The sequence below is a fragment of the Mesorhizobium sp. Pch-S genome, assembly GCF_004136315.1.
GTDB lineage: Bacteria > Pseudomonadota > Alphaproteobacteria > Rhizobiales > Rhizobiaceae > Mesorhizobium.
The window spans coordinates 5,528,471-5,553,299 of sequence record NZ_CP029562.1 but is presented as its reverse complement, the minus strand read 5'-3'; the positions used below and the strand labels follow the sequence as shown (position 1 = coordinate 5,553,299).

The 24,829-nt window shown below is 59.9% G+C and carries 22 protein-coding genes and 1 pseudogene; 11 read left to right on the top strand and 12 right to left on the bottom strand.

Going from position 1 to position 24,829, the window contains the following annotated elements:
• Positions 1 to 173 precede the first annotated feature (173 nt).
• From lptF to rsmA, 6 genes are all read left to right on the top strand, one after another.
• Positions 174 to 1,373 (top strand): LPS export ABC transporter permease LptF, encoded by a 1,200-nt coding sequence (lptF, locus tag C1M53_RS26000; protein ID WP_129414852.1) that lies wholly within the window; start codon positions 174 to 176, stop codon positions 1,371 to 1,373.
• Positions 1,370 to 2,455, top strand: coding sequence for an LPS export ABC transporter permease LptG (lptG, locus tag C1M53_RS25995; protein ID WP_207213148.1), 1,086 nt, complete (start codon positions 1,370 to 1,372; stop codon positions 2,453 to 2,455). Before lptF ends, lptG begins: the two co-directional genes overlap by 4 nt.
• 2 nt (positions 2,456 to 2,457) lie before the next feature.
• Positions 2,458 to 4,878 carry an LPS-assembly protein LptD gene (locus C1M53_RS25990; RefSeq protein ID WP_129414850.1) on the top strand — a complete coding sequence of 807 codons (2,421 nt, stop codon included), beginning with the start codon at positions 2,458 to 2,460 and terminating at the stop codon, positions 4,876 to 4,878.
• Positions 4,879 to 4,984: 106 nt separating this feature from the next.
• Positions 4,985 to 5,920, top strand: coding sequence for a peptidylprolyl isomerase (locus tag C1M53_RS25985; RefSeq protein WP_129414849.1), 936 nt, complete (start codon positions 4,985 to 4,987; stop codon positions 5,918 to 5,920).
• Positions 5,921 to 5,925: 5 nt separating this feature from the next.
• A complete protein-coding gene (gene pdxA / locus C1M53_RS25980; protein ID WP_129414848.1) occupies positions 5,926 to 6,951 on the top strand; it encodes a 4-hydroxythreonine-4-phosphate dehydrogenase PdxA in 1,026 nt (341 codons plus the stop codon).
• The gene (gene rsmA, locus C1M53_RS25975) at positions 6,948 to 7,778 is read left to right on the top strand and encodes a 16S rRNA (adenine(1518)-N(6)/adenine(1519)-N(6))-dimethyltransferase RsmA (protein ID WP_129414847.1); all 831 of its coding nucleotides are present in this window, start codon (positions 6,948 to 6,950) and stop codon (positions 7,776 to 7,778) included. The genes pdxA and rsmA overlap by 4 nt, the downstream gene beginning before the upstream one ends.
• Positions 7,779 to 7,834: 56 nt before the next feature.
• On the opposite strand, the gene C1M53_RS25970 is transcribed toward rsmA, so the two are convergent.
• The 8 genes from C1M53_RS25970 to fabD all read right to left on the bottom strand — a co-directional run bounded on the left by C1M53_RS25970 (position 7,835) and on the right by fabD (position 15,107).
• Positions 7,835 to 8,542 (bottom strand): DNA helicase, encoded by a 708-nt coding sequence (locus C1M53_RS25970; protein WP_129414846.1) that lies wholly within the window; start codon positions 8,540 to 8,542, stop codon positions 7,835 to 7,837.
• Between the two features lie 200 nt (positions 8,543 to 8,742).
• A complete protein-coding gene (gmk, locus tag C1M53_RS25965) occupies positions 8,743 to 9,396 on the bottom strand; it encodes a guanylate kinase (protein ID WP_129414845.1) in 654 nt (217 codons plus the stop codon).
• 3 nt (positions 9,397 to 9,399) lie between these two features.
• On the bottom strand, positions 9,400 to 10,290 hold the full coding sequence (locus C1M53_RS25960; protein WP_129414844.1) for a YicC/YloC family endoribonuclease: 891 nt from the start codon (positions 10,288 to 10,290) through the stop codon (positions 9,400 to 9,402).
• Between the two features lie 24 nt (positions 10,291 to 10,314).
• Positions 10,315 to 11,523: an endolytic transglycosylase MltG gene (gene mltG, locus C1M53_RS25955; protein WP_129414843.1), complete on the bottom strand. Its 1,209-nt coding sequence runs from the start codon at positions 11,521 to 11,523 to the stop codon at positions 10,315 to 10,317.
• Between the two features lie 113 nt (positions 11,524 to 11,636).
• Complete coding sequence (fabF, locus tag C1M53_RS25950; RefSeq protein WP_129414842.1) at positions 11,637 to 12,899, bottom strand: beta-ketoacyl-ACP synthase II; 1,263 nt, start codon at positions 12,897 to 12,899, stop codon at positions 11,637 to 11,639.
• A gap of 34 nt (positions 12,900 to 12,933) precedes the next feature.
• Positions 12,934 to 13,170 carry an acyl carrier protein gene (locus C1M53_RS25945; RefSeq protein ID WP_006203723.1) on the bottom strand — a complete coding sequence of 79 codons (237 nt, stop codon included), beginning with the start codon at positions 13,168 to 13,170 and terminating at the stop codon, positions 12,934 to 12,936.
• A gap of 205 nt (positions 13,171 to 13,375) precedes the next feature.
• A complete protein-coding gene (fabG, locus tag C1M53_RS25940; RefSeq protein ID WP_129414841.1) occupies positions 13,376 to 14,113 on the bottom strand; it encodes a 3-oxoacyl-[acyl-carrier-protein] reductase in 738 nt (245 codons plus the stop codon).
• A gap of 52 nt (positions 14,114 to 14,165) precedes the next feature.
• A complete protein-coding gene (gene fabD, locus C1M53_RS25935; protein ID WP_129414840.1) occupies positions 14,166 to 15,107 on the bottom strand; it encodes an ACP S-malonyltransferase in 942 nt (313 codons plus the stop codon).
• 241 nt (positions 15,108 to 15,348) lie between these two features.
• Here fabD and C1M53_RS25930 point away from each other — a divergent pair.
• Positions 15,349 to 17,270, top strand: a pseudogene (locus C1M53_RS25930) (LTA synthase family protein).
• A gap of 154 nt (positions 17,271 to 17,424) precedes the next feature.
• Positions 17,425 to 17,592 (top strand): 50S ribosomal protein L33, encoded by a 168-nt coding sequence (gene rpmG / locus C1M53_RS25925; RefSeq protein WP_040995604.1) that lies wholly within the window; start codon positions 17,425 to 17,427, stop codon positions 17,590 to 17,592.
• 403 nt (positions 17,593 to 17,995) lie between these two features.
• Here rpmG and C1M53_RS25920 read toward each other — a convergent pair whose 3' ends face one another.
• On the bottom strand, positions 17,996 to 19,369 hold the full coding sequence (locus C1M53_RS25920) for a PleD family two-component system response regulator (protein ID WP_129414839.1): 1,374 nt from the start codon (positions 19,367 to 19,369) through the stop codon (positions 17,996 to 17,998).
• Positions 19,370 to 19,402: 33 nt separating this feature from the next.
• Positions 19,403 to 19,774 (bottom strand): response regulator, encoded by a 372-nt coding sequence (locus tag C1M53_RS25915; protein ID WP_024926172.1) that lies wholly within the window; start codon positions 19,772 to 19,774, stop codon positions 19,403 to 19,405.
• A 241-nt stretch (positions 19,775 to 20,015) separates the two neighbouring features.
• Between C1M53_RS25915 and C1M53_RS25910 the strand changes: the two genes are divergently transcribed.
• Both C1M53_RS25910 and C1M53_RS25905 read left to right on the top strand, forming a co-directional pair.
• The gene (locus tag C1M53_RS25910) at positions 20,016 to 20,318 is read left to right on the top strand and encodes a DUF3572 domain-containing protein (RefSeq protein ID WP_129414838.1); all 303 of its coding nucleotides are present in this window, start codon (positions 20,016 to 20,018) and stop codon (positions 20,316 to 20,318) included.
• Positions 20,315 to 20,968 carry a hypothetical protein gene (locus tag C1M53_RS25905; RefSeq protein WP_129414837.1) on the top strand — a complete coding sequence of 218 codons (654 nt, stop codon included), beginning with the start codon at positions 20,315 to 20,317 and terminating at the stop codon, positions 20,966 to 20,968. The genes C1M53_RS25910 and C1M53_RS25905 overlap by 4 nt, the downstream gene beginning before the upstream one ends.
• 74 nt (positions 20,969 to 21,042) lie before the next feature.
• On the opposite strand, the gene C1M53_RS25900 is transcribed toward C1M53_RS25905, so the two are convergent.
• Together C1M53_RS25900 and C1M53_RS25895 are read right to left on the bottom strand one after the other, a co-directional pair.
• The gene (locus C1M53_RS25900; RefSeq protein WP_207213040.1) at positions 21,043 to 22,638 is read right to left on the bottom strand and encodes a hypothetical protein; all 1,596 of its coding nucleotides are present in this window, start codon (positions 22,636 to 22,638) and stop codon (positions 21,043 to 21,045) included.
• A gap of 164 nt (positions 22,639 to 22,802) precedes the next feature.
• Complete coding sequence (locus tag C1M53_RS25895; protein WP_129414836.1) at positions 22,803 to 23,378, bottom strand: GNAT family N-acetyltransferase; 576 nt, start codon at positions 23,376 to 23,378, stop codon at positions 22,803 to 22,805.
• A gap of 64 nt (positions 23,379 to 23,442) precedes the next feature.
• Between C1M53_RS25895 and C1M53_RS25890 the strand changes: the two genes are divergently transcribed.
• Complete coding sequence (locus tag C1M53_RS25890; protein ID WP_129414835.1) at positions 23,443 to 24,807, top strand: DNA polymerase IV; 1,365 nt, start codon at positions 23,443 to 23,445, stop codon at positions 24,805 to 24,807.
• Positions 24,808 to 24,829 lie beyond the last annotated feature (22 nt).

The window sequence follows — 24,829 nt, the reverse complement described above, 5'->3', positions numbered from 1 at the left end:
TGCTGTTAACCATACCTATTCGCCTTTTCTTATCCATTGCCGACCAGAGTCGACAGCACCGGACATGACGACTTGAAATGGAACCAGACCAGGCCGGTTGTGTGGGTGCCACCGGAAAGATAACTTCTAGCGCTGCGACACCCGTCAAGATCAATCGAGAAGAACTGCCCTGAATGAAGGTCGCCGAGCTCTATATCTTCCGGCGCGCGCTCTCGCTCTTTCTTGCGGCGTTGGCGTGGACGCTGGCGATTGTCTGGACGACGCAGGTCCTCACCCGCATCAACCTGGTGACGGACAACGGGCAGTCGGCGGTGAGCTTCTTCCAGGTCGCTGCACTTATCCTGCCAACCATCATTCCGATCGTTGTCCCCTTCGCCCTCATTGTGGCGGTGGCGCAGACACTCAGCGTCATGAACTCCGATTCGGAGCTCGTGGTGATCAACGCCGCCGGCGCTTCGCGCATGACCGTCGTCAAGCCGATCCTGATCCTTGCACTGATCGCCAGCGTGTTTTCCTTTGTCGTCGACAACGGTGTCGAGCCCTATGCCCGCCAGAAAAATCGCGAACTGATTGCCAGCGCACGCGCCGACTTCCTGTCGTTGATCATCCAGGAAGGCACCTTCCGGAAAATCGAGGACGGCCTCTTCGTCCAGATCGGTGAACGTTTCGCCGATGGCGGCCTGGGCAGCATCTTCGTCGCCGATTCCCGGCAGCAAGGTACCGACCTCGTCTATTACGCCAAAACGGGCGCCGTCATCGACAAGGGCAGCGAAAAAGTGCTTCTGATGAATGATGGCGTCGTGCACCGCAAGTCACCCGCTGGCGATGTTTCAGTCATTCGTTTCACGTCTTACGCCTTCGATCTGTCGGCCTTCGCGACTGCTGCGCAAGCGACGCTCTATCCGAAGGATCAGACGACACAATATCTGCTCAACCCCGATCCCAACGACCGGTATTACCAACAGGCGCCAGACCAGTATCGTGCCGAGCTTGCCTTGCGGTTCTCTGAGTGGGCCTACTCCCTCGCCTTCGCGATGATCGCCCTGGCCGTCGCTGGTGACGCGCGCTCACACCGGGAAGCGCGAATCCACCCGCTGATCACGGCAATCTGCATCGCGCTGTTCGTGCGCTGGCTGGGCTTCTTCGCCGCAGGCAAGGCCAACACCAGTCCACTCTATAATTATCTGGTGATAGCCGTGCCTTTTGGTGCGTCGATCGTGGCCGGCTGGGTCATCTTTTCCAACCGGCGCATGGAATTGCCGTCGAGTTGGGCGGACTGGCTCACGAACATGTTCAGCCGTTTCGGCGAAATCGGTATCCGGCTGAGACTTTGGTGGGCCAATCGCGCTGCTACGCGTCAGGGGAATTCCTGATGGGTTGGACACTCGGCCGCTATTTCTTCTTCCGCTATCTGGGGATCACCATCTGGATCTTCCTGGGACTGTTTGCCCTCGTCTTCCTGATCGACTTCACCGAACTGACAGGTCGCATCGCTGGCGTTCCCGGCTTCACCTACCAGGCCGGTTTTGCGATCTCGGCGCTGCGCGTACCGATGATCATGCTGCAGACCGTCCCCTTTGTCGGTCTGTTCTCGGCCATGGCGACACTGGTTTCGCTCAACCGCAAATACGAACTGGTGATCGCGCGCTCGGCAGGCATCTCGGCCTGGCAGTTCCTGTTGCCCTGCTGCATCGGCGCGTTGCTGTTCGGCACGGTTGCTGTTGCGGTGCTCAATCCGCTGGCAGCCTACGGCTTTTCCCAGTCAGAGAGGATTGAGAGCGAACTGCGCTCGGGATCGTCGAACGACGTCTCGGCCGATGCCGCTCCATGGATTCGACAGAAAACCGCTGCCGGCGACACCATCATCGGCGCGCGCGCAATCCTGAACCAGGGACTGGAGATGGCGGACGCCGTTTTCTTCCTGCTCGACCAGCAAGGCAACATCATCGAACGCAAGGATGCCAGGCGGGTGTTCCTGCGAGACGGCTACTGGGAATTGCAGGACGTCAGCATCCTCAAGGACGGCAATGTCGAAAAGAAAACCACAGACCGGCTGCCGACCGATCTGAAGCCGGAATTCGTGCAGGAACGGCTGGCGCGGCCGGAAACAATTCCCTTCTACGAGTTGCCGCAAAAGATTGAAGTTGCTCGTTCCTTCGGGCTTAAGGCAAATGCATTCGCCATGCAGTTCGATTCGCTGGTGGCAATGCCATTCCTTCTGGTTGCGATGACGCTGATCGCAGCAACCGTCTCGATGCGATTTGCACGCATGGGACAATCTGCAACGATGATTCTGGGTGGCGTAGTCGCTGGGTTTCTGCTTTATGTTGTGTCTGTTTTGGTCAAAGCGTTTGGAGTGGCGGGATTCGTCCCGACCGTGGTAGCTGCATGGTTTCCGGTGGTCGTGGCGATGTTCTTTGGGGTGACGTTCCTGCTGTACAGGGAAGACGGTTAGTGATGAGACCGGTTTTGCAAGGTCGCAGGCCGATCCGGGCGACACTTCTGTGCGGAGTGAGCGCACTCGCTTGCCTTTTTGCCAGCAGCCTGGCGACGGCCATCCCGGCCGCGGCGCAGTCTGTTGAAGCACCCAGTGTACCAGCCGGTTCGCAGATGCTGCTTGAATCCGACACGCTGGTCTATGACAACGACAATCAGACGGTTACCGCCGTTGGCGGCGTGCAGATCGACTACGGCGGCAACAAGCTCGTTGCGCAGCGGGTGGAGTACGACCGCAAGACCAAGCGTCTCGTCGCGACCGGCAACGCTCAGCTGGTGCAGAGCGACGGAACCAAGGTCAATTCAGAACATATCGACATCACCGACGATTTCGCTGACGGTTTCGTCAACGCGTTGCGCGTCGAGACTGTGGACAAGACCTATTTCGGCGCCGAGAGCGCCGAACGCATCGGCGGCGTGCTGACGACGTTCCATAACGGCGTCTACACCGCCTGCGAGCCTTGCGAAGACAAGCCCGACAAAGCGCCGATCTGGCGCGTCAAAGCCAAGAAAATCATCTGGAACGGCCAGAAGAAGACGGTGCGCTTTGAGAACTCCAATTTCGAGTTCTTCGGTTTCCCGATTGCCTTCCTGCCGGCTTTCGAGATCGCTGACCCGACGGTGAAGCGCAAGAGCGGCTTCCTGATGCCCGGCATCACCTTCAACAGCAAGCTCGGCACCGGTATTACCGTTCCTTACTACTTCGCGCTGTCGCCGACCTACGACATCACCGCGCGTGGAACCTACTATACCAATCAGGGCTTCCTCGGCGAAGCGGAGTGGCGCCAGCGTTTCGACAATGGCCAGTACAGCCTACGCATTGCCGGCATTGATCAGCGGAAGCCTTGGAAGTTTGATGGCAATACGGTCGACTCCGGTCCAACCGGCGATCCGAACAAATTCCGTGGCATGATGGGCACCAAGGGCCAGTTCGCGATCAATTCGCGCTGGAACTTTGGCTGGGACGTCCTGCTGCAGACGGACAAGAATTTCTCGAACACCTATCACATCAACGGCTACGACGCTTCGGTCCATCGCTCCGAAGTCTATCTGACCGGCCTGAACGACCGCAATTATTTCGACCTGCGGGCCATGCACTTCGAGGTGCAGGAAAAGACGCTGCAACGAGAGGCTGGCGCTCGGTATCAGACTGGCGCGCGCGACGAGTTCCAGCCGTGGGTGCTGCCGTCGCTCGACTACGCCTATATCCCGGATGCGCCATTGGCCGGTGGTCAGCTTTCGATCAACCTCAATTCCCGCGTCATCAAGCGCGACCGTCTCGATGAAGCTTTCACGTTGAACTACGACACACTGAGCGCCGTACAGCGCGTTCGTGGCATCGAAGGAAATTCCGGCCGTCTGACCGCGGAAGCCGAGTGGAAGCGCAGTTTCGTCACGGATAGCGGCATGGTGATTACCCCACTGCTGGCTTTCCAGGCCGACGCCAACTACCTCAATGCGTCTTCCGGCTCGCTTGACGCCGTCAATCAGATGGCTGCTGCTCAGGGCGTTTCCGCCGACATGCGCTCGTCCTTCGCCAGGGCAATGGCGACCGCGGGCCTGGAGTTCCGCTGGCCGCTATTGTTCACCAGCTTGACCGGCGGTTCGCACATCATCGAGCCGACTGCGCAATTGTTCGTGCGCCCGAACGAATCCTACGTCGGCGGCCTGCGCGTTCCCAACGAAGACGCGCAGAGCATGGTGTTCGATGCAACCACGCTGTTCGAACGTGACAAGTTCTCCGGCTACGACCGCATCGAAGGCGGCACGCGCGCCAATGTCGGCGTGCGCTATTCCGGCAGCTATGCAAATGGCTGGACGACAAACGCCCTGTTCGGTCAGTCGTATCAGCTTGGCGGCACCAATTCCTTCGCCCAGCCTGACCTTGTCAATGTCGGCGCCTACTCTGGTCTCCAGACTGACAAGTCCGATTATGTCGGCCTGGCCGGATTCACCAGCCCCTACGGCCTGTCGGCCTCGGTCAGCGGCCGCTTCGATGAACAGACCTTCGAGGTTCGTCGCGCCGAAGCCAAGGCTGCCTATAGCGGCTCGTCGCCTATTTCTGTTTCCGCGCAGTATGCCTTCATCCAGGCTCAGCCGGGTTACGGGTTCGAAGAAGATCGCCATGAGGTTACATTGGGCGGTTCGACACGCCTCAACCAGAACTGGCGCGTCTTTGGTTCGGGCACATATGACATCCAGACCCGCGTTCTGACCGGCGACGGTGTCGGCTTTGCCTACGATGACGAGTGCTTCACTTACATGATGACGGTGTCGGAAACCCGCGACCGGACCACCAGGGAAGTGACCCGCAACATCGGCTTCAACATCTCGTTCCGCACCATCGGCGATTTTGGCTCGACCTCCAGCAGCTACCAGTAAGCCATCCCCCCTTGCAGGACATGGTTTCGCCGCATAGGACGGGCATGGGAAAATTGTATTCGGCTCAGTGATGGGCCGGAACCGAAATGGATTTGGAACAGAGACGATGAGGAAACAGCTCTTTTCCGCGAGCCTTGCGCTTCTTGTTGCAACCGCGGGCATTTCGCTGACAGCGATGTCCCAACCGGCCTTTGCCAGCGAAATCAAATATGTCGTCAACAATGTTGCCATCACCACGGGCGACATCCAGCATCGTGCTGCTTTCCTGCGCCTGCAGAAGCGCAAAGGTGATGCTGCTGACGAGATGGTCGAGCAGACGCTCCGGCTCGCCGAGGCAAGGCGCCTGGGTATCCGAATTTCCGACCAGCAAGTGAATGAAGCCTACGCGCGCTTTGCTTCCAACAACAAGATGCAGTTGGCGCAGCTTGACGGTGTCATGGACAAGTCAGGCGTCACCAAGCAGCATTTCAAGGATTTCATCCGTGCGCAGATGGCCTGGAACCAGGCGCTCAGCATGCGCTACCGTTCCGAACAGGGCGGTGGTGGCATGAGCGAGCAGGACGCCGTGCGCAAGATGCTGCAGAAGGGTGGAAACAAACCGTCCGCCACCGAATATCTGCTGCAGCAGATAATTTTCGTCGTGCCGGCCGCCGAGCGTGGTGCATTGATGACCAAGCGCAAGCGCGAGGCTGAAGCCATGCGCGCGCGTTTCAATGGGTGCAACACGACGCGTGAGTTCGCCAAGGGTCTGATAGACGTCACCGTCCGCGACCTCGGCCGTGTGCTTGCGCCGCAGTTGCCGGCAGACTGGGCGGACCAGATCAAGGCAACAAAAGCCGGCGGCGCGACCAATGTGCGTGAAACAGACCGTGGCATAGAGTTCATCGGCATCTGCTCGGCGCGCGAAGTCTCAGACGACAAAACGGCTCAGCTGATGCTCCAGAACGAAGGGCTCGGTGGCAAGAAAGATGATGCCGCTGACGAGCTCAGCAAGAAATATGTCTCCGAGTTGAAGGCCAAGGCCGTCATCGTACAGCGCTGACGGCTGTGCGCGAAACCAGACCTCCTCTCGCGCTGAGTGTAGGCGATCCCTCTGGAATCGGCCCGGAGATCGCATTGGCTGCCTGGCAACGGCGCAAGGAATCAGGCGTTCCTGCCTTCTACCTGCTTGCTGACCCGATTCTGCTGGCCGCTCGAAGCCGTCATGTCGGTGCCAACATCGCGATCGCCGAAACGATCCCGGAAAAGGCAAATGCCGTTTTCGCGGATGCGTTACCGGTCGTGCCGCTGGACGCGAAGTTCCTCGATACCGTCGGTCATCCTGATCCGGTCAACGCAAACGGGGTCATCGAAGCCATCGACCGCGCTGTCGCAGACTGCCTGGCCGGACGCGCTGCGGCGGTTGTCACCTGCCCGATAGCCAAGAAGCCACTTTACGACGCCGGCTTCGGCTTTCCAGGCCATACCGAATATCTGGCACATCTGGCCACTCGCCACTCCGGTCAGACGGTAACGCCCGTCATGCTGCTGGCAGGGCCGGACCTGCGCACCGTTCCCGTCACAATCCACATTCCACTCGCGACAGTACCGAAGGTGCTTACGACCGAGCTGATCGTAGAGACGGCTCGCATCACTGCGCGCGATCTCAGGGGTCGCTTCGGGATCGAGGCGCCGCGGCTTGCCATCGCCGGGCTCAATCCACATGCTGGCGAAGGCGGTTCCATGGGCAAGGAAGACCTGGAGATCGTAACTCCCGCTGTCGAGGCACTGCGTTCCGGTGGCATCGATGCGCGCGGACCACTGCCCGCCGATACGCTTTTCCATCGACGCGCCCGAGCGAGCTACGATGTTGCGCTTTGCATGTATCATGACCAGGCTCTGATCCCGGCAAAGACGCTGGCTTTCGATGAGGCCGTCAATGTAACTCTCGGCTTACCGTTTGTTCGCACGTCACCAGACCATGGCACGGCCTTCGACATCGCGGGCAGCGGTATCGCACGACCGGACAGCTTGATTGCAGCGCTGAAACTGGCTGCGGAATTGGCCGGCAATGCCAGGAGCACGGACGCATGAGCGCCGACGGACTGCCGCCGCTTCGAGACGTCATCGAACGCCACGGCCTGCAGGCCAAGAAGGCACTCGGTCAGAACTTCCTGCTCGACCTGAACCTGACAGGCAAGGTGGCGCGTACCGCGGGTGATCTGACCCAGTCGACAGTCATTGAGGTTGGCCCGGGGCCTGGCGGGCTGACACGCGCCTTGCTCCTGCATGGTGCCCGCCGCGTGGTCGCCATTGAGCGTGACGAACGCTGCCTGGCGGCGCTCTCCGAGGTATCGGACCACTATCCGGGACGCTTGGAGGTTATCTCGGGCGACGCGCTCAAGACCGATTTTTCGACCTTGGTGACCGACGGCCCGGTGAAGATCGTCGCCAACTTGCCCTACAATATCGGCACCGAGCTGCTCATTCGCTGGCTAATCGTCGATCGTTGGCCGCCTTTCTACCAATCGATGACGCTGATGTTTCAACGTGAGGTAGCCGAGCGTATCGTCGCCAAACCCAACTCCAGCGACTACGGCCGGCTGGGCGTATTGGCGGGCTGGCGAACGGAAGCAAGGATCGCGTTCGATGTCCCACCACAGGCTTTCACGCCGCCACCCAAGGTGACCTCGTCCGTCGTGCACATAACACCGCGCGAAGCCCTTCTCTCCGCAGATGTGAAGAAACTCGGCCGGGTGACCGAGGCGGCGTTTGGTCAGCGCCGCAAGATGCTGCGGCAAAGCCTCAAAAGCCTCGGCGGCGAGAAATTGCTGGAGCGGGCCGAAATCGATCCGACCCGCCGAGCCGAAACCCTCAGCGTCGAGGAGTTCGTGCGGCTGACCAACTTGCTGGATAGCTGAGACTCACCAGCGGCGGCTCTTGCTCATTCCAGGTCGGCTCTTCTGCGGACTCCAGTTCATGCGGGGAACTGGACAGCTCCGTCATTCAGGAAGCATGCACGGTCGAAGAGGCTGAGATCCAGAGGATTTGGCAGGCGAACGTCGCCGAGATTCGGGAACGGCTTGTTCGCGGGATCGTAGGAACGGTCGATCTGAGAGATGAAGACAAAGATCAGCCCCTTGTTGCGAGCGAACGATCTCAGCTCCCGGATCTGATCGACCAGATCCGGGCTCTGGCGATTCTGATCGAGCAATTGCAGGTAGTCGACCACGACAAGCGTGCCCCGCGGCGCCGCTTCGAGCATGGTTATCATGTAACCGGCATCGATTGCATCAGAACCATCGAACTCGAACCGACTGTCAAACTCGGCTGGTTCAACGCCAAGGGCGTGAAAGCGTCCGAGAATGTCCTTCTGGGTGTATTCGAGCGAGAAAAACGCGCTACGACGTCCGATCTTCATCGCCTCGATCGCCAATTCGAGGCTGAAGAGTGTCTTGCCTTGACCTGGACGCGCACCGACCAGAAGCAGATCACCAGGCTGCAACGAAGAGAGCAACCTGGCAGCCGCTGGCAGTTCGTCATGTCTGGATGCCAGCAAACTCCAGCTCCCAAATCCTTCTTTGGCCGCTGTACGGTCAAGGGCGGCATGAAGAGGGATGTTTTCCTCGCGCGACAGCCGCTTGGCCTGTCGCTTCAATTGATAGGCAGGGACAGAGAGCTTCATCGAAAAACCTCCTATTGCGAGCTGGTTTCGCAATCCCTCCTTATGCGCGATGCTCGAACAGTTGGTTCGATGAGAAATTGGCCCCGCATGACAATGCTTCCCGAATGGAGGGCGGAGGCGCGGGCCAGTGCCGGGCGGCAGCATAGCAAGGCTTCGCTGAGTCGAGAACTACCTCGATCCACCTCAGAAGCCAGGGAAATTCAGACGGCTTCGTCCAGAAGACCGGACACGAAATCGAACAGCCCGGGCCGGCGGTCGCGTCGCAGGCGTTCGGCGGCAACAATGGCGCGCACTTCCGTGAAGGCTCGGTCAAGATCGTCATTGACGATGACGAAATCATACTCCGTCCAGTGCTCGATCTCGGTACGCGCATTTTTCAAACGCGTTTCGATGACCTGTTCCTGGTCTTCCGCACGGCGCTTCAATCGCGCCTTCAGCTCCTTCATTGAAGGCGGCAGGATGAAGATCGAGACGATGTCGCCGCGCATCTTCTCCTTCAGCTGTTTCGCTCCCTGCCAGTCGATGTCGAAGAGCATGTCGCGCCCTTCGGCCATGGCGCGCTCGGCAGGTTCGCGCGGGGTTGCATAAAAGTTCCCGTGCACTTCCGCCCATTCGAGCAGTTCGTCATTGTCACGCAGCAGCTCGAACTCGCGACGCGGCCTGAAATGGTAGTGAATGCCGTCGATTTCGCTGCCGCGACGTGGGCGCGTCGTCACCGAGACCGAGAGTTCGAAGCTTTGGTCACTCTCAATCAGATTTCGCGCAATCGTCGACTTGCCGGCACCCGAGGGCGACGACAGAACGAGCATCAGGCCCCGACGGCGGATGCGGGAACCGGTGTCCTTGACGGCCATCTGTTACTCCAGATTCTGGACCTGTTCGCGAAATTGGTCGACGACGGCCTTCAGTTCCAACCCTATCGCGGTAACTGCGGCTGCGTTCGACTTCGAACACAAAGTATTCGATTCGCGATTGAATTCCTGCGCCAGAAAGTCGAGCTTGCGGCCGATGGGCCCTCCAGCGGAAAGCAGTGCCCTACCCGAGGCCACATGAGTCTTCAGCCGGTCGATCTCCTCGCGGATGTCTGCTTTCGTAGCAAGGAAAGCTGCCTCCATGTGAAGCCTGGCTTCGTCCAGCCCGGCACCGGTATCCATCAACAGGCGGACCTGTTCGGCGATTCGCTCGCGGATCACCGCCGGTTGACGCGATGGATCCGCTTCAGCACGAAGTGTCAGCGTTTCGATTGCATCGAGTTGGCCGGAAAGCAGCGCGCGCAAGGCTTCCCCCTCACTCTGTCGCGCCTTGACCAGGCCATCGATGGCCTCCTCGAGCACCCGCCCGATCGCCGCGTCAAACGCCGCCCGCATCTCCTCGGTCTCGATCGTCTCGGGCACTTCCAGCACCCCACGCAGGGCCAGCAGTCCATCGGCGCTAGCTGGCGCTGCGCCAAACTGTTCCTGCAGCCGTTTCGCGAGGCCTGCGATATCCTTCAGAAAGGCTTCATTGACAACCGGCTGAACGGTCTGACTGCTCGTCCGCCCCACGGTCAGCGTCGCCTGGAAATTTCCGCGCGCAAAGCGCTTCTGCACGGCCTGACGAACGATCTGTTCAAGCCGGTCATAGCCAGGCGGCAGCCGCAGTCTCGCCTCGACACTCTTGCCGTTGACAGACTTCACCTCCCACGCGACGGCAGTGCCCTGATAATCAGCGGCCGCCCGCGCGAAGCCGGTCATGCTCTGCAGATTCATATCCCCGCGCCCCCAAAAGCGCTCTTATTGGACCGTGTTTGTCCCGGTCGCGTCACCATTGTTGGCCGGCGGCGTGGCAGTCCCGGCCTTAGCCGCTTCTTCCGCCTGCTTTTTCATCAAAGCGCGGTAACGCGCCACGTTCTCGTTGTGATCGTCAAGAGTTTCGGCAAACACATGCCCGCCATTGCCATCGGCAACGAAGTACAGGTCTTTCGTCTTGGACGGGTTGGCCACGGCTTCAAGCGACGCACGCCCTGGATTGGCGATCGGCGTCGGCGGCAGACCATTGATCTGATAGGTGTTGTAAGGCGTCTGCTTGTCGATGTCCGACTGATAGATCGGCCGATCGCCAGGCTTGCCCTTGCCACCGAACAGACCATAGATGATGGTCGGATCGGACTGCAGCCGCATGCCCTTGCCCAGACGGTTCAGGAAGACGGCCGCCACCCGGGAACGCTCGTCACTGCGGCCGGTTTCCTTCTCGACGATGGAAGCAAGCGTGACGAATTCATCGACATTGGCCAAAGGCAGATCGGTCGAACGACGTTTCCAGATTTCCTCGACGAGTTCCTTCTGATCGGCCAGCAGCTTGTCCACCATCTGCTGACGGGTGGCGCCGCGCGTGAACCGCAGCGTGTCGGTGGCGAGGCTGCCTTCCGCAGGCAGAGTGGCCGGCATCTCACCGGTCAGAGCCTCCTCAGCGGCGACGCGCTGGAACGCCTGCTGGACCGTCAGTCCTTCCGGGATGGTCAGCGAATACATCACCGACTTGCCGCTCTTCAAAAGATCCATGATCTCGCGCATCGAGGCGCGTGGCTTGATCTGGTACTCACCAGCCTTGAGCGCCTGGTCGTTGCCATAGGCACGCACGCCCAGGCGGAAGATGCGCGCGTCACTGATCAGGCCCCGCCGCTCCAGCTGATCGGCAATGTCCTGCACACCGCTGTTCGGCTTGACGAGGAAAGTGTCGCCATTGGCCGACGGTCCCTGGCCAAAGAACTCCTGCCTGCCGAAATAAACCGCGCCGCCGGCGGCAATCACAGCCAGCATGACGCAGGAGACAAGGAAGTTCATGAAGACGATGATCTGGCTGCGCGATGCACGCGACCGCTTGGCGGGAGGTGGCGTGCCCGCTTCCGGACGCAGCGCCTCACTCGCAGTCTTGGGGATGATCGGCGTGGTCTGCGCGGCGGCCTGGCTGACATCCTCGTTGTTCGTCGGAGCAGTGTTCATGGCGCCCTACCGTATGTCCCATCGACGAATCCCCCGACAGTAGCGGGGAATATGGCAAAAATGACGGATACGTCCGTCCCAAGGCTGTCGGTAGATCGGCGAAAGCCGGTCAATCAGCCGTTATAGCGCTGGAAGACCAGCGATGCGTTGGTGCCGCCGAAGCCGAAGGAATTGGACAGCGCAACATCGATCTGCCGCTTGCGCGGCGTGTTCGGCACGAGATCGATGGCGGTCTCGCGCTCGGGATTATCCAGATTGATGGTGGCCGGCGCGATGTTGTCGCGGATGGCAAGGATCGAAAAGATCGCTTCTGCGGCGCCGGCAGCCCCGAGCAGGTGGCCGATCGACGATTTGGTAGACGACATCGACACCTTCGAAGCCGCGTTTCCAATCAAACGCTCGACGGCACCAAGTTCGATCGTGTCGGCCATGGTCGAAGTGCCATGCGCATTGATGTAGTCAATATCCGCAGCCGTCAGCCCGGCGCGTTTCAGCGCTGCGGACATGCAGCGGAAAGCACCGTCACCGTCCTCGGCCGGCGCGGTGATGTGATAGGCATCGCCGGTCAGGCCATAGCCGGTGACTTCGGCGTAAATCTTGGCACCGCGCGCCTTGGCATGTTCCAGTTCCTCCAGAACCAGCACACCGGCTCCCTCGCCCATGACGAAACCGTCGCGGTCGCGATCATAGGGACGCGACGCCTTTTCAGGCGTATCGTTGCGTTCGGTGGAAAGTGCGCGGCAGGCGGCAAAACCGGCCAGCGACAGGCGCGTCACGGGAGCTTCGGCACCACCGGCCACCATCACATCGGCATCGCCGAACTGGATGAGCCGCGCGGCATCGCCAATCGCATGGGCGCCGGTCGAGCAGGCAGTGACCACCGCGTGGTTCGGCCCCTTCAGACCATGACGGATCGAGACCTGCCCGGAGACGAGGTTGATGATTTGTCCAGGGATGAAGAAGGGACTGATACGACGAGGCCCCTTCTCCTGCAGGATAAGAGCGTTTTCGGCGATACCCTCGATGCCACCGATGCCCGAGCCGATCATCACGCCGGTCGCACATTGTTCTTCGTGGCTTTTGGGTTGCCAGCCCGAATCCTTCAGCGCTTCGTCGGCGGCCGCAATCCCGTACAGGATGAAGTCGCCGATCTTGCGCAATTCCTTCGGTTCGAGAACGGCCTCCGGATTGAAGGTGCCGTTCTCGCCATTGCCGCGCGGAATAACGTGCGCGATCTTGCAGGCAAGATCTTCGACTTCAAACTCGGTGACACGCCTGGCGGCGCTACGACCGCTCAGAAGTTCCCGCCAACCGTGCTCGACCCCAACGCCATATGGCGACAGCAGGCCGAGGCCCGTAACGACGACGCGCCTCATTCCAAGCCTTTCCCGAAGACCTATGCCGGAAAAATCAGGCCGAGGCCTTGTCGATGTACTTCACGGCGTCGCCGACCGTGAGGATGGTCTCTGCCGCGTCGTCCGGGATTTCTACGCCGAACTCTTCCTCGAACGCCATGACAAGCTCAACCGTGTCGAGGCTGTCCGCGCCGAGATCGTCGATGAAGGAGGCCTGCTCCGTCACTTTGTCGGCATCGACGCCCAGATGCTCGATAACGATCTTTTTGACGCGCTCTGCGGTGTCACTCATGTTGGCATCCTTCGTTCTATGATCTGTCTTCGTTAGCGGGCACAATGCCGCTAATCAAGCTGAAAGATAGGCCGGGCTTAAACACAATAAACAAGGCCGGCTTTTGCCCGAACCGCCGGGTTGCGGGCCGCATTACACGAAAACGGCCCGGCATCCAAGGCGCGAGCATCGTTTTTCCAAAGCCGCGACAAGTCGCGGCCGCATGTTAAATCATCGCCATGCCACCGTTGACGTGAACGGTCTGGCCCGTCACGTAGGATGCTTCCTCCGAAGCAAGATAGGCGACCGCTGAGGCGACCTCCGCACCCGTTCCCATGCGTTTGGCAGGAATTGCGGCCATGATCGCTTCTTTCTGCTTGTCGTTCAGCTTGTCGGTCATGGCCGATTCGATGAAGCCTGGGGCAACGCAATTGACGGTAACGTTGCGAGTGGCGATCTCTTGCGCCAGCGATTTGGAAAAGCCGATCATACCGGCCTTGGAGGCGCAATAGTTGGCCTGCCCCGGGTTGCCGGTGACGCCTACGACGGACGTGATGTTGATGATACGGCCGTAGCGACGACGCATCATCGGATGCGTCAGCTCCCGCGTCAGGCGGAAGACGGCAGTCAGGTTGACCTCGATCACGCTGTCCCAGTCGGCATCCGACATGCGTACGAACAGACCATCTTTGGTTATGCCGGCGTTGTTGACCAGGATGTCGACGCCTTCGAGATCGGCTTCCGCCTTCTGGCCCAGCGCCTTGACCTCGTCGCGATCGGACAAATTCGCCGGGAAAAGCTTGACGCGGTCGCCAAGTTCGCCGGCAAGTGCTTCCAGCTTTTCCACACGTGTGCCATGCAGACCAACGATCGCACCCTGCGCGTGAAGTATCCTGGCGATGGATTCGCCGATGCCACCCGAAGCTCCGGTGACCAGTGCCTTGCGGCCTGTCAGATCAAACATATCTTGTCCCTCTCAAGCACACCCGTCGCATGGGGTGAGGTCATCAGGTTTCTCAGGCCAGAGCGGCAATAGCAGCATCGACATCGGCAGGATTTCCCACCGAAGTCACAGCAATGTCACGGTTGATCCGACGTGCCAGGCCGGAAAGCACCTTGCCGGCACCGACTTCATAGAGCGTGGTCACGCCATTGGAGCCAAACCATTCCACTGTTTCGCGCCAGCGTACACGGCCCGTCACCTGCTCGACCAGCCGCGCCGAGATCGTATCGGGATCCTGGGTTGGCGAAACAGAAACATTCGAAACCACCGGAACAGCCGGCGCGTTCCTGGCGACATTGGCCAGGGCTTCGCGCATCGCTTCGCCCGCGGGCGCCATCAGCGCCGAATGGAATGGCGCCGACACTTGCAGCATCAGCGCCCGCTTGGCGCCCTTCTCCGTGCAGAGCCTGGCCGCAAGTTCGACAGCTGCCTTGGCACCCGAGATAACCAGCTGGCCGCCGCCATTGTCGTTGGCAATCTGGCAGACCGATCCCTCGGCGGCTTCGGCACAGGCTGCTTCTACGTCGGGCTGCTCAAGGCCGATGATCGCAGCCATCGCACCTTCTCCGACCGGTACGGCCGATTGCATTGCATTGCCGCGAATGCGCAGCAGCCTTGCCGCATCGGCGACCGAGACGAAACCTGCGGCTGCAAGTGCCGAGTACTCGCCCAGCGAATGACCGGCGACATAGGCCACCTTGTCCTTCAAGGAAAAGCCACGCGCCTCGAGTGCCCGAACAGCGGCCAGTGATACCGCCATCAACGCAGGCTGCGCGTTTGCCGTCAGCGTGAGCGTCTCTTCTGGCCCATCCCAGATCAGAGCGGACAGTTTTTCCCCGAGCGCTTCGTCTACTTCCTCGAAAACGCGACGGGCTTCAGGAAAGGCATCGGCCAGATCCTTGCCCATGCCGACCGACTGGCTGCCCTGCCCCGGGAAGGTAAACGCGACCGCCATGATGAGCTCCAATTGCTTGATCTCGCCTGCCCTGTGCGCAAGGCGCGGCGACAAGTCAAGCCCGATGCGACCCTCGCACGCCGCGACCAACTGCGCTTCAGAAGGCTCGAAGACGATCAATCATGATGAAAATCGAACACGATTCGTTTGCTGGCTCTTCTAAATTTCGCCACAGGCGCTAGCTTTTTGTGACATTTGAGTGACAGTTGCGTGACGCTTTTGCAGTCGGGGGACTTGTAAGTTGGCGAAGGGATGGTCAGGGAGCGGCATGAACGCGCCAGAACATAGACATGACACAGCCGTACTCGGCCCCGAGCCGGGTGAGAAACGGCGCGCCATGCGCTATTGCGTGACGACATTGGTCGCTTCAGCCATTCTGGTGTTCGCCATCGAATTGATCTTTCGAGGTGATCTCGCCAGCACGTTCGGCTTCTTCCTTCAGCCGTCAAAGCCTGGCTGGACCACTGTCATCCTGTTTACGCTTATCCTGATCGGTCTAGACGCACTGCTTGGTCGCAACCATCAAAGCCTGATGATCTTCGCGCCCTTGACCCTGGCGCTCGCCTTCGTTGGACATCAAAAATCGCGCTATCTTGGCGATCCGCTCTATCCGACCGACTTCCTGTATGTACGCCAGATTATCGAGCTGCTGCCTCTGTTGGTCAGGGAACGGCCCTGGACGGGTGTGGCGCTGGCAATCGGCATTGCCGGAACGCTCGCTTCGGTGGTGATGTTGTGGCGCATGTGGCGCCGTCGCACACCGACCCTGCGCTACAAGGCGCGTCTCGCACGCCTTGCCGTCGCAATTCCGCTGCTCGCCTTCTTCGTCTCGATCATGGACTACGCTACATTCTCATGGACGAGAGACCGCCTGCAGATCATCCCGATGATGTGGGACCAGAAGGAAAACTACAATTCCAACGGTTTCGCGCTCGCCTTCGCACTCAACGTGCCGATGGCCCATGTCGGCGCCCCCGCAGGTTATTCGGACAAGGCGATAGCCGCCATTGCCAAGCCCGAAGTCGACGCGATGGTGCCGGAAGACCGACCAGACATCATTATGGTGATGAGCGAATCCTTCTGGGACCCGACTATCCTGCCAGGTGTCTCGATCCAGCCAGATCCCATCGCGACCGTACGCCAGAACCGTTCGGGCTCGATGCTGTCGCCTGAGTTTGGCGGCATGACTGCAAATGTCGAGTTCGAAGCGCTGACAGGATTCTCGAACGCGTTCCTGCCGGCAGGATCTATCCCCTATCAGCAATATGTGCGCGCTCCGGTGCCTTCACTCGCCACCTTCCTGAAGAGCGAGGGGTACTCCGCCAGGGCATTCCATCCAGGCACAAACTGGTTCTGGAATCGCACCGCGGTGTACGCCGATTTCGGTTTCGACGATTTCCAGTCGGAAGAAACCGCACCTTTGGAAAAGCGTGGACCGCTGGCTTCCGACCAGGCGATGACGGATCAACTCATTTCAGAGGCCGACGCATCCGAAGAACCGTTCTTCTATTTCGCGGTGAGTCTGCAAAACCACGGTCCTTATGAGCCCAACCGCTATACCGATGCCTCCCACTCGGTAGACGCGCCGATCAGCCAGTGGGCAAGAGATTCGCTTTTGTCCTATGCAGAAGGCGCGGCCGATGCCGACCGCAACCTGAAACGCCTGATCGACTGGGCGGAGAAGCGCGATCGCCCGACCGTGATTGTCTTTTTCGGTGACCATCTGCCGCCACTCGGCCCGGTCTATGTCGAAACGGGCTTTCTCAAGGACAATGTCGCACCGCGCAGGGAAGCGCCGGACCAGATGAAGCTTCACCGCGAAACACCGCTGGTCGTTTGGTCAAACCGTAGTGGTCTTGCCGAAAATATCGGCTCGGTAAGTCCTGCGCTCCTGCCTTATCACCTGCTCAAGGCAGCGGGCTCACGCACCCGTACTACACCGGCTTCCTTGGCGAGGTGAGCAAGCAATACAGTGCAATCGACCGTAACGTGCTGCTGGCCACTGACAACGAAGCAACCCTCGACTGGGCCAGACAAAAAGAGATCGAGCCACTGATCCGCGATTATCGCTACCTGCAATACGACATGATGTTCGGCAAGCGCTGGTCGGCTCGGGACTTCTTCCCGGAGACGATAAACCGCCTCGTTGCCCATACGAGCTGACGATCATCGACGCGGCGTTGACGACGGTCGGTAATCCCGCGCGGACTTGACTTTCCGGAAGCATTCTTTATGTGTCCGGCCAAGTTTCCCGCGTCCGGGTGTTTTCCCCGTGTTCCAGCGGCTCGAACTCCAAGACAATCAACGGACGAACACCATGGCCAAAGCTGCTAACATCAAGATCAAGCTTCTGTCGACCGCCGATACCGGCTTCTTCTACGTGACGAGCAAGAACAGCCGCACGAAGACCGACAAGCTGTCGTTCCGCAAGTACGACCCGATCGCCAAGAAGCACGTCGAGTTCAAGGAAACCAAGATCAAGTAATCTGGTTTTCATTGACATGCCGAAGCGCCGCCTTTGGGGCGGCGTTTTTGTTTGTGCCGGCACGACAGGCAAACATCAGCCTTGCCCCGGAGCATTGGCTCCAGGACATGTCGACTGAATGGCTAGAAGGAATAAGGGGGCCGGTCGGCGGATGGCAGCGGTACGAGGAGGCCACTATATGCCAGCGCCGGCCGGCCGACCCCACGGACCCAGGAGATGCGGCGGACCTGAGCATCATGGGGTATCAATGGAACATGCCGGTTTCGCCCCCGCACCGAACAGTTCCCCGTTAGCGGCTGCACATTTGCGCAAGCGCTGATGAAAAGCAATACTTTCTTAACCACGCATCGGAGATTCGCGCTGGTTAAGGTAAACGACTGGGATAACCAGCGGAAACAGCAGGCTATGCAGCCTTCGCCACCACTCGGTTACGGCCGCTGTTCTTGGCTTCGTAGAGAGCGACATCCGCCCTCTTGATCAGATCTTCAACCGTGTCGGAGCCCTTGAGCAAGGCTGAAACACCAACGCTGATGGTAACCTCGGCGGTCTTGCCTTCTCGACCGATCGCAAAGGGCAAGCGGGCGATTTCAGCGCGAATGCGCTCGGCCACTTTTTCAGCAACGGCACCTTCGGTATCCGGCATCACGACCACGAACTCCTCGCCGCCGAAGCGACAGGCGAGGTCGATGCCACGCACGTTCTTGCGCAGTCGATGCGCAAACTCGCGCAGCACATCGTCGCCGCCGTCGTGACCATAGGTATCGTTGATCGCCTTGAAACGATCGAGGTCGGTGATCATCATCGACAAGGGCCGGCGACGTGCGACTGCCCGGTCGAAGAGTGTCTGCAGATGGCTGTCCAGATAGCGGCGATTGTGGAGACCGGTCAGGCCATCCGTCACCGCCATCTCGATCGTCTGGGTTACCGAGGCGCGCAGCTGATCATTGTAGCGCTTGCGGCGGACCTGCGTGCGCAACCGCGCCGTCAACTCGTGCGGATCGATCGGCCGGGTAAGGTAGTCGTTGATGCCGAGCTCCAGTCCACGGATGACACGATCTTCCTCGCCCTGATCCGCCAGCAGCATGATCGGCACGAAGCGCGTGCGGTCGAGAGAACGAAGCTGCGAGCAAAGCCGCAGCGGATCGAAATCAGTGAAATCTGTCGAAATCAGTATGCATTCATACGGGATCTCGGCAGCCTGGAAAAAGCCGGCATGCGGATCCTTGGCCGCATCCAGCACCGCCTTGCCTCGCAACACCTTCTGAATGCGTTCCGTCGAGCTTTGACGCTCGTCGATCAAAAGCACTTTCGGCTGTGATTCTTCGTCGGCCAGATTGCGGCTCAGCAATTCCTCGATGCCGATGTTGCGGGTGGTGGAGGCTCGCAGGCGCAACTCGTCGGTCAACATCTTCAGACGAACGAGGCTCTTCACACGCGTCATCAATTGCAGGTCATTGACCGGCTTGGTCAGGAAATCGTCCGCACCGGCCTCCAGCCCACGCACACGGTCGGTGATCTGATCGAGCGCGGTGACCATGACAACGGGAATGTGCGAAGTGGCCGGGTCGCTTTTCAGCCGGCGGCAAACTTCGAACCCGTCCATGTCCGGCATCATCACGTCGAGCAGCACGACGTCGACCTTGCCGTTCTCACAGGTTTCGATCGCATCCGGACCGCTCGTCGCCGTCAGCACCTCGAAATATTCCGCCAGCAGCCGAACTTCGAGCAGCTTCACGTTGGCCGGCACGTCATCGACGACAAGGATACGGGCTGTCATCTCATGCGGCTCCGGACAGACATCGGGTAAACATCAGGCGTCACCCAGATAGGATTTTACAGTCTCGATGAAGCGTGGCACCGAGATCGGCTTGGAAATGTAGGCTTCACAGCCGCCCTGACGGATGCGTTCCTCATCCCCTTTCATGGCAAAGGCAGTGACAGCAATGACCGGAATGACGTGCAATTCATCGTCTTCCTTCAGCCATTTGGTCACCTCGAGCCCTGAAACCTCGGGCAGTTGAATATCCATGAGGATCAGATCGGGCCGGTGCTTGCGCGCCAGATCCAGCGCCTCCAGTCCGTTACGGGTGCGCACGGTTTCGTAGCCGCTGGCCTCGATGAGGTCGCGAAAGAGCTTCATGTTAAGCTCGTTGTCCTCGACGATCATTACCTTCTTCGGCATAACTTCCCGCTCCGACGGCGCTCCCGCAAGGAAACCGTCGCATCGCGCTCCAAGCAGAGAGCGCCCAAACCCGGTTTAACTTTAACGCGAGATGATTGACGAAACGCAAACCGCTGGCCTGAAATCCGATCGGCTTGCCCGCAACAAAACAAAAGCAACGCGACACAAGCCTTGCCCTTGGCAGTGCTTGTGACTACTTCCAGACGCAGACTCATCATCATTGCTGGAATCAAAGGTAGCGATGGCAGACGCAGCGTCAATGCGTGAACAGGCTGAGGCCCTGGCCATCAACGCGCTGGCTTTTGTTGCCGGCGATGCCGAACTCCTGCCGCGTTTCCTGGCCATCACTGGCATAGACGCCGGTTCCATCCGGCGAGCCGCCAGCGAACCCGGCTTTCTGGCCGGCGTGCTGCAGTTTGTTCTGGCACATGAGCCAACCTTGATGCGTTTCTGCGAGGAGACCGGAACACCGCCGGCATCGGTGAGCAAAGCGCTGCGAGCCCTGCCTCTCGGCAACCAAGACGACTATGAGCATTCGACATGAGTGATGATCCCGAAACCGCCCGCCAGATCGCCGAGCTTGCGAGCGACGACCGGCCACTTCTGGTTCTCGATGTCGATGATGTGATCCTTGAATTCATCCGGCCGTTTCCACGGTTTCTGGAAGTTCGCGGCTATGACCTGACATTTGCCTCGTTCCGCCTGACCGGCAACGTCGCGGAGAAGGCCACTGGACGCGTGGCGGAACAGCATGAAGTGCATACGCTGCTCGACGATTTTTTCGCCGGCCAGGCGGAGTGGCAATATCTGGCCGAAGGCGCCGCCGATACGCTGCGTTCACTGGAAGACAAAGCCGAGATCGTGCTTCTGACGGCAATGCCGCACAAGCATCGCTCGGCACGGCGAGCGCATCTTGATCAGCTTGGGCTTCGCTATCCGCTGCTCACCACGGAGATGGCCAAAGGACCGGCCGTGGCGAAGCTGCGCGGCGACAAAGGACGTCCGGTGGCTTTTGTCGACGACCAGCCCAACAACCTGATTTCAGCGCGAGGGTCGGTTACCGACGCACATCTGTTCCATCTGATGGCGGACAATTCGTTGCGCGCTTTCCTGCCGCCACTGCCCGAAGACCTGATCGTGGTGCAGGACTGGCATGAAGCCGCACCCAAAATTGCGCTAGCGCTGGGCCTTTAGAAAATATCGTCGCGAAGAAAAAAGCCCCGCTGGATTCCAGCGGGGCTTTTTCATGTGGTCGGCCGGCTCTCGATCTACTGCTGAGGTGCCGGCTCCTCGCCGGCCCCTTCTTCCGCAGGCTCGGTGGCATCCTGAGCTGGGTCTGTGCCCTCCTCCAGAGTAGCATCGTCACCGGTGTCTTCGGCAGGATCAACGAGCGGATCGGGACCCTTGACGGTAACGCCATTGACCATGACGCTGCCATCCGACTTGCCGTTCAGCACCCATTCAATGCGACCATCCGGCAATGTCTTGGCAAATCCTTTCATTGCCAATGCTGCGGCAACCGCGTTGGTAGCATCCGGTGTCGTCTTGGCTGCCTCCTGCAGCGTTTCGACGATCTTGTCGTAACCTGACACCGTAACGGTCATGTCTATGTCCGGCTTCTTGGTCGGATCCGGCTTGTCGAATGGGAAACGGACCTCGCCCTTGAAGGCAACCTCGGTGTCCTTGTTCTTGATGATGCTTGGCTCGATCAGCACCTTCGGCGACTTGGCCAGAAACTCCGCGCCGATCTTGTCGCCGAAATCGGCTGGCAATGGCGGCTCCTTGTTCAGGTCGAACGTGTCGATTGCCTTCCTGGCCATGGTGTCGAGATCGAGATTGGCGCCACCGAAGTTGAGTTCGATGTCGGTCGGCAACAATGAGACGCTCCACGTCGGCAGCATCTGGGCAGCGACCGCGGGGACGCTCAGGCCGCTGGCCTTGAGGCCGTAGCTCAGCTTGCCGTTCTGGCTGACACCGTCGGCGCCGAACTTTGCAACCAGTTCGGTCATGCCGAATTCGCCAAGCGGCGTGCCAACCTTGAAGTCCTTGAAATTGTAGGCGCCATCAAAGCGCTGCCAGACGGGCAGCGCAGCCAGAAGCAGCGTCTTCAACTCGGCCTGATTGGCCTTGACCTTCGCTTCGTCCTGATTGGCGACGCCGAAGGCAGCAAGATCGAGCATCGCGCGGCTGCGCAGCCCCTTGGCGCTCGCGTCCACTGCGAAACTCGGCGAATGGAAGGTAAGCGGCACCTTCAAACCGCTTTCAGGATCGTCGATCGTGACCGTTTCACTGAAATCAGCCACGGTCTGGTTCATGGTGAAATCGACACCACCATCCGCGGCCTTTACGCCCGTTCCCGTCATCGTGGCCGCACCGGCGCTGGCCTGCACTGTCGATTTCGGATCCTTCGACGCCATGGTCATGCCGGCCATCGAAGACGACATGCTGGTGAACGCTGCCAGGGCGGGATCATAAAGGCCGGAGAACTTGCCGTCCTTGATCTCGATCTCGGTATTCTGCGGTCCTTCGGGAGTTTTTACCTCGAATGTCGCCTTGGCCGGCAGGACACTCGATACATCCCAGTTACCGTCAGAGCGCGGCTTCACGGCAAGCACATAGGACGGCACGTCGAATTTGACGAAATCCTGCTTGGGAAACGCATTCACCAGTGCCTTGAAGTCGATCGTGAGTTGATAGGCGTCACCCTTCGGCTCGACCTTGATCACCCCCTTCTCGAAAGCCTGGCTGCCGAAATAGCGGGCGATGTCCTTCTGGACCTGAGCTGCACCCTGGCTATCGATGCCCTGGGCAAAGGCCGGAGCGCAAATCGCCAAAGCTGAAACAGTCGTCAATATGCGGCGCACGTATGGTCTCCACTTTTGTTCAGGCAACGGAAAAACCTGCCTTACTCGGCCTCTTCGTATGAAATTACCGTCACAACCACAAGGAGACATGACAATCCGCGCCGGTTGGAGTTGCACCAAGACTGTAGGAATAGCGGATCATAATCAGCGTCTCGCGGCGCGAGCTAAAGGACCAGTCGCATCAGTGGGCGCCCCGCCTTGCGCTCGACAAGTCGTTCAAAGCCAGCCTGTTCGAAGACCCGGGACGAGCCGACGAAAAGGCCAAGCGAGCGCGAATCGCGCGAGAGATCGATCGGACAGGCCTCGATCTGCCGTGCGCCGCTTTTGCGGGCGAAGTCTATCCCGCCCGAAACAAGCCGGTGCGTCAGCCCCTGCCCACGCGCTTTCACGCGGATGAAAAAGCATGAAATCGCCCAGACGCCGGGGTCGTCCGCGTCCGATGGGTCGACCGGCGCTGATCCTCTCCCCTTGTTGTTCCACTCGGGCACATCGACGCGCGGTCCTATCTGCATCCACCCCTGTGCGGTACCATCCTCCACCGCCAGCAATCCGGGTGGCGGTCCGGCCTCGATGCGCTCCCTGATATGATCCTTGTTGCTTTGCCGGTTGCTCGCCCTGCGCACGGCCGGTGGCAACCTGAAATGTGTGCACCAGCAGCCATAGCAAGCGCCCTGCTTGCCGAACAGATCTTCGAACTGAGGCCAGAAATCTGGCGTCAAAGCGTGGATTTCGATGTTCATGACTTGTCCCTCCGGTCGCCTTGCGTGGCCCGGCCGTGTAGACTAGCTTGCACTTGTTCTCTTTATGTTCGCAGTGATGGCGACACCTGTCAACGATCCCGAGCACGGTTTCTGTCGTGACTGCCTGACGCTCCAGCGCAGCAGGACGATGCGGTGCGAGCGTTGCGGCAGCCCTCGGATCGTTCGTCATCCGGAACTCCACCGGCTGCACATTGCGCATATCGACTGTGACGCTTTCTACGCCGCCGTCGAAAAACGTGACAATCCGGCTTTGCGCGACAAGCCGGTGATCGTCGGTGGCGGCAAACGCGGCGTGGTGTCGACGGCCTGCTACATTGCCCGTATCCAGGGCGTGCGCTCGGCGATGCCCATGTTCAAGGCGCTGGAGGCCTGCCCAGAGGCGGTCGTCATCAAGCCGGACATGGAGAAATATGTCAGCGTCGGGCGCGAAGTCCGAGCCATGATGCTGGCTCTGACCCCGCAGGTGGAGCCGATCTCCATCGACGAAGCTTTCCTTGACCTTGCCGGCACCGAGAAGCTGCATGGCCTGCCCCCTGCCATGGTGCTGGCGCGCTTCTCGCAGGCAGTCGAAAAAGAAATCGGAATCACCGTTTCAGCCGGATTGTCCTACTGCAAGTTCCTGGCCAAGATTGCGTCGGATTTCCGCAAGCCTCGGGGCTTTGCGGTGATCGGCAGGGAGGAGGCCGTATCCTTCCTCGCCGAGCAGCCGGTGACGATGATCTGGGGTGTCGGCAAGGCCTTTGCCGAGGTTCTGGCGCGCGATGGGATCCGCATGATCTCACAGCTGCAGAAGCTGGAACGTGGAGACCTGATGGGCCGCTATGGCGTCATGGGCGACCGCCTCTACCGCCTGTCGCGTGGCCAGGACGACCGCCGCGTCGAGCCCGATCACGACGCCAAAAGTGTCTCTGCCGAGACCACGTTCGACACAGACCTTGCCACAATGGATGAGCTTGTGCCGGTGCTGCGTGCACTCTCCGAGAAAGTATCGGCACGCCTGAAGAAAGCCGGCATTGCAGGCCGCACGATCGTGCTCAAGCTCAAGAGCCACGATTTCAAGATCCGCACCCGCAACCGCCAGCTTGGTGACCCGACCCGTCTCGCCGACCGCATCTTCTCGACCGGGCTCGAACTGTTGCGCCGGGAAACAGACGGCACCAGATACCGGCTGCTTGGCATCGGCGTCAGTGATCTCTCTGACGACGAAAAGGCCGATCCGCCCGATCTGGTCGACATACAGTCACGCAAGCGTGCCCTAGCCGAAAACGCCATCGACGCTCTGCGCGACAAATTCGGCCGCAAGGCCGTGGAGACCGGCTACACTTTCGGCAAGGGCCATCGCGGCCGCCCTGCCCATCCAGACGAGGATGAAGGTCCCGAAGTACAGCATCCCTGGGAGCGCATCTGAGATAGCGGACCTGCTGTCGCTT

Bases quoted from the DNA above. Each gene is read 5' to 3' on its own strand.
- lptF (WP_129414852.1), top strand. From the start codon at position 174: ATGAAGGTCGCCGAGCTCTATATCTTCCGGCGCGCGCTCTCGCTCTTT.
- C1M53_RS25990 (WP_129414850.1), top strand. From the start codon at position 2,458: ATGAGACCGGTTTTGCAAGGTCGCAGGCCGATCCGGGCGACACTTCTG.
- C1M53_RS25985 (WP_129414849.1), top strand. From the start codon at position 4,985: ATGAGGAAACAGCTCTTTTCCGCGAGCCTTGCGCTTCTTGTTGCAACC.
- rsmA (WP_129414847.1), top strand. From the start codon at position 6,948: ATGAGCGCCGACGGACTGCCGCCGCTTCGAGACGTCATCGAACGCCAC.
- C1M53_RS25970 (WP_129414846.1), bottom strand. From the start codon at position 8,542: ATGAAGCTCTCTGTCCCTGCCTATCAATTGAAGCGACAGGCCAAGCGG.
- gmk (WP_129414845.1), bottom strand. From the start codon at position 9,396: ATGGCCGTCAAGGACACCGGTTCCCGCATCCGCCGTCGGGGCCTGATG.
- C1M53_RS25960 (WP_129414844.1), bottom strand. From the start codon at position 10,290: ATGAATCTGCAGAGCATGACCGGCTTCGCGCGGGCGGCCGCTGATTAT.
- mltG (WP_129414843.1), bottom strand. From the start codon at position 11,523: ATGAACACTGCTCCGACGAACAACGAGGATGTCAGCCAGGCCGCCGCG.
- fabF (WP_129414842.1), bottom strand. From the start codon at position 12,899: ATGAGGCGCGTCGTCGTTACGGGCCTCGGCCTGCTGTCGCCATATGGC.
- C1M53_RS25945 (WP_006203723.1), bottom strand. From the start codon at position 13,170: ATGAGTGACACCGCAGAGCGCGTCAAAAAGATCGTTATCGAGCATCTG.
- fabG (WP_129414841.1), bottom strand. From the start codon at position 14,113: ATGTTTGATCTGACAGGCCGCAAGGCACTGGTCACCGGAGCTTCGGGT.
- fabD (WP_129414840.1), bottom strand. From the start codon at position 15,107: ATGGCGGTCGCGTTTACCTTCCCGGGGCAGGGCAGCCAGTCGGTCGGC.
- rpmG (WP_040995604.1), top strand. From the start codon at position 17,425: ATGGCCAAAGCTGCTAACATCAAGATCAAGCTTCTGTCGACCGCCGAT.
- C1M53_RS25920 (WP_129414839.1), bottom strand. From the start codon at position 19,369: ATGACAGCCCGTATCCTTGTCGTCGATGACGTGCCGGCCAACGTGAAG.
- C1M53_RS25915 (WP_024926172.1), bottom strand. From the start codon at position 19,774: ATGCCGAAGAAGGTAATGATCGTCGAGGACAACGAGCTTAACATGAAG.
- C1M53_RS25910 (WP_129414838.1), top strand. From the start codon at position 20,016: ATGGCAGACGCAGCGTCAATGCGTGAACAGGCTGAGGCCCTGGCCATC.
- C1M53_RS25905 (WP_129414837.1), top strand. From the start codon at position 20,315: ATGAGTGATGATCCCGAAACCGCCCGCCAGATCGCCGAGCTTGCGAGC.
- C1M53_RS25895 (WP_129414836.1), bottom strand. From the start codon at position 23,378: ATGAACATCGAAATCCACGCTTTGACGCCAGATTTCTGGCCTCAGTTC.
- C1M53_RS25890 (WP_129414835.1), top strand. From the start codon at position 23,443: ATGTTCGCAGTGATGGCGACACCTGTCAACGATCCCGAGCACGGTTTC.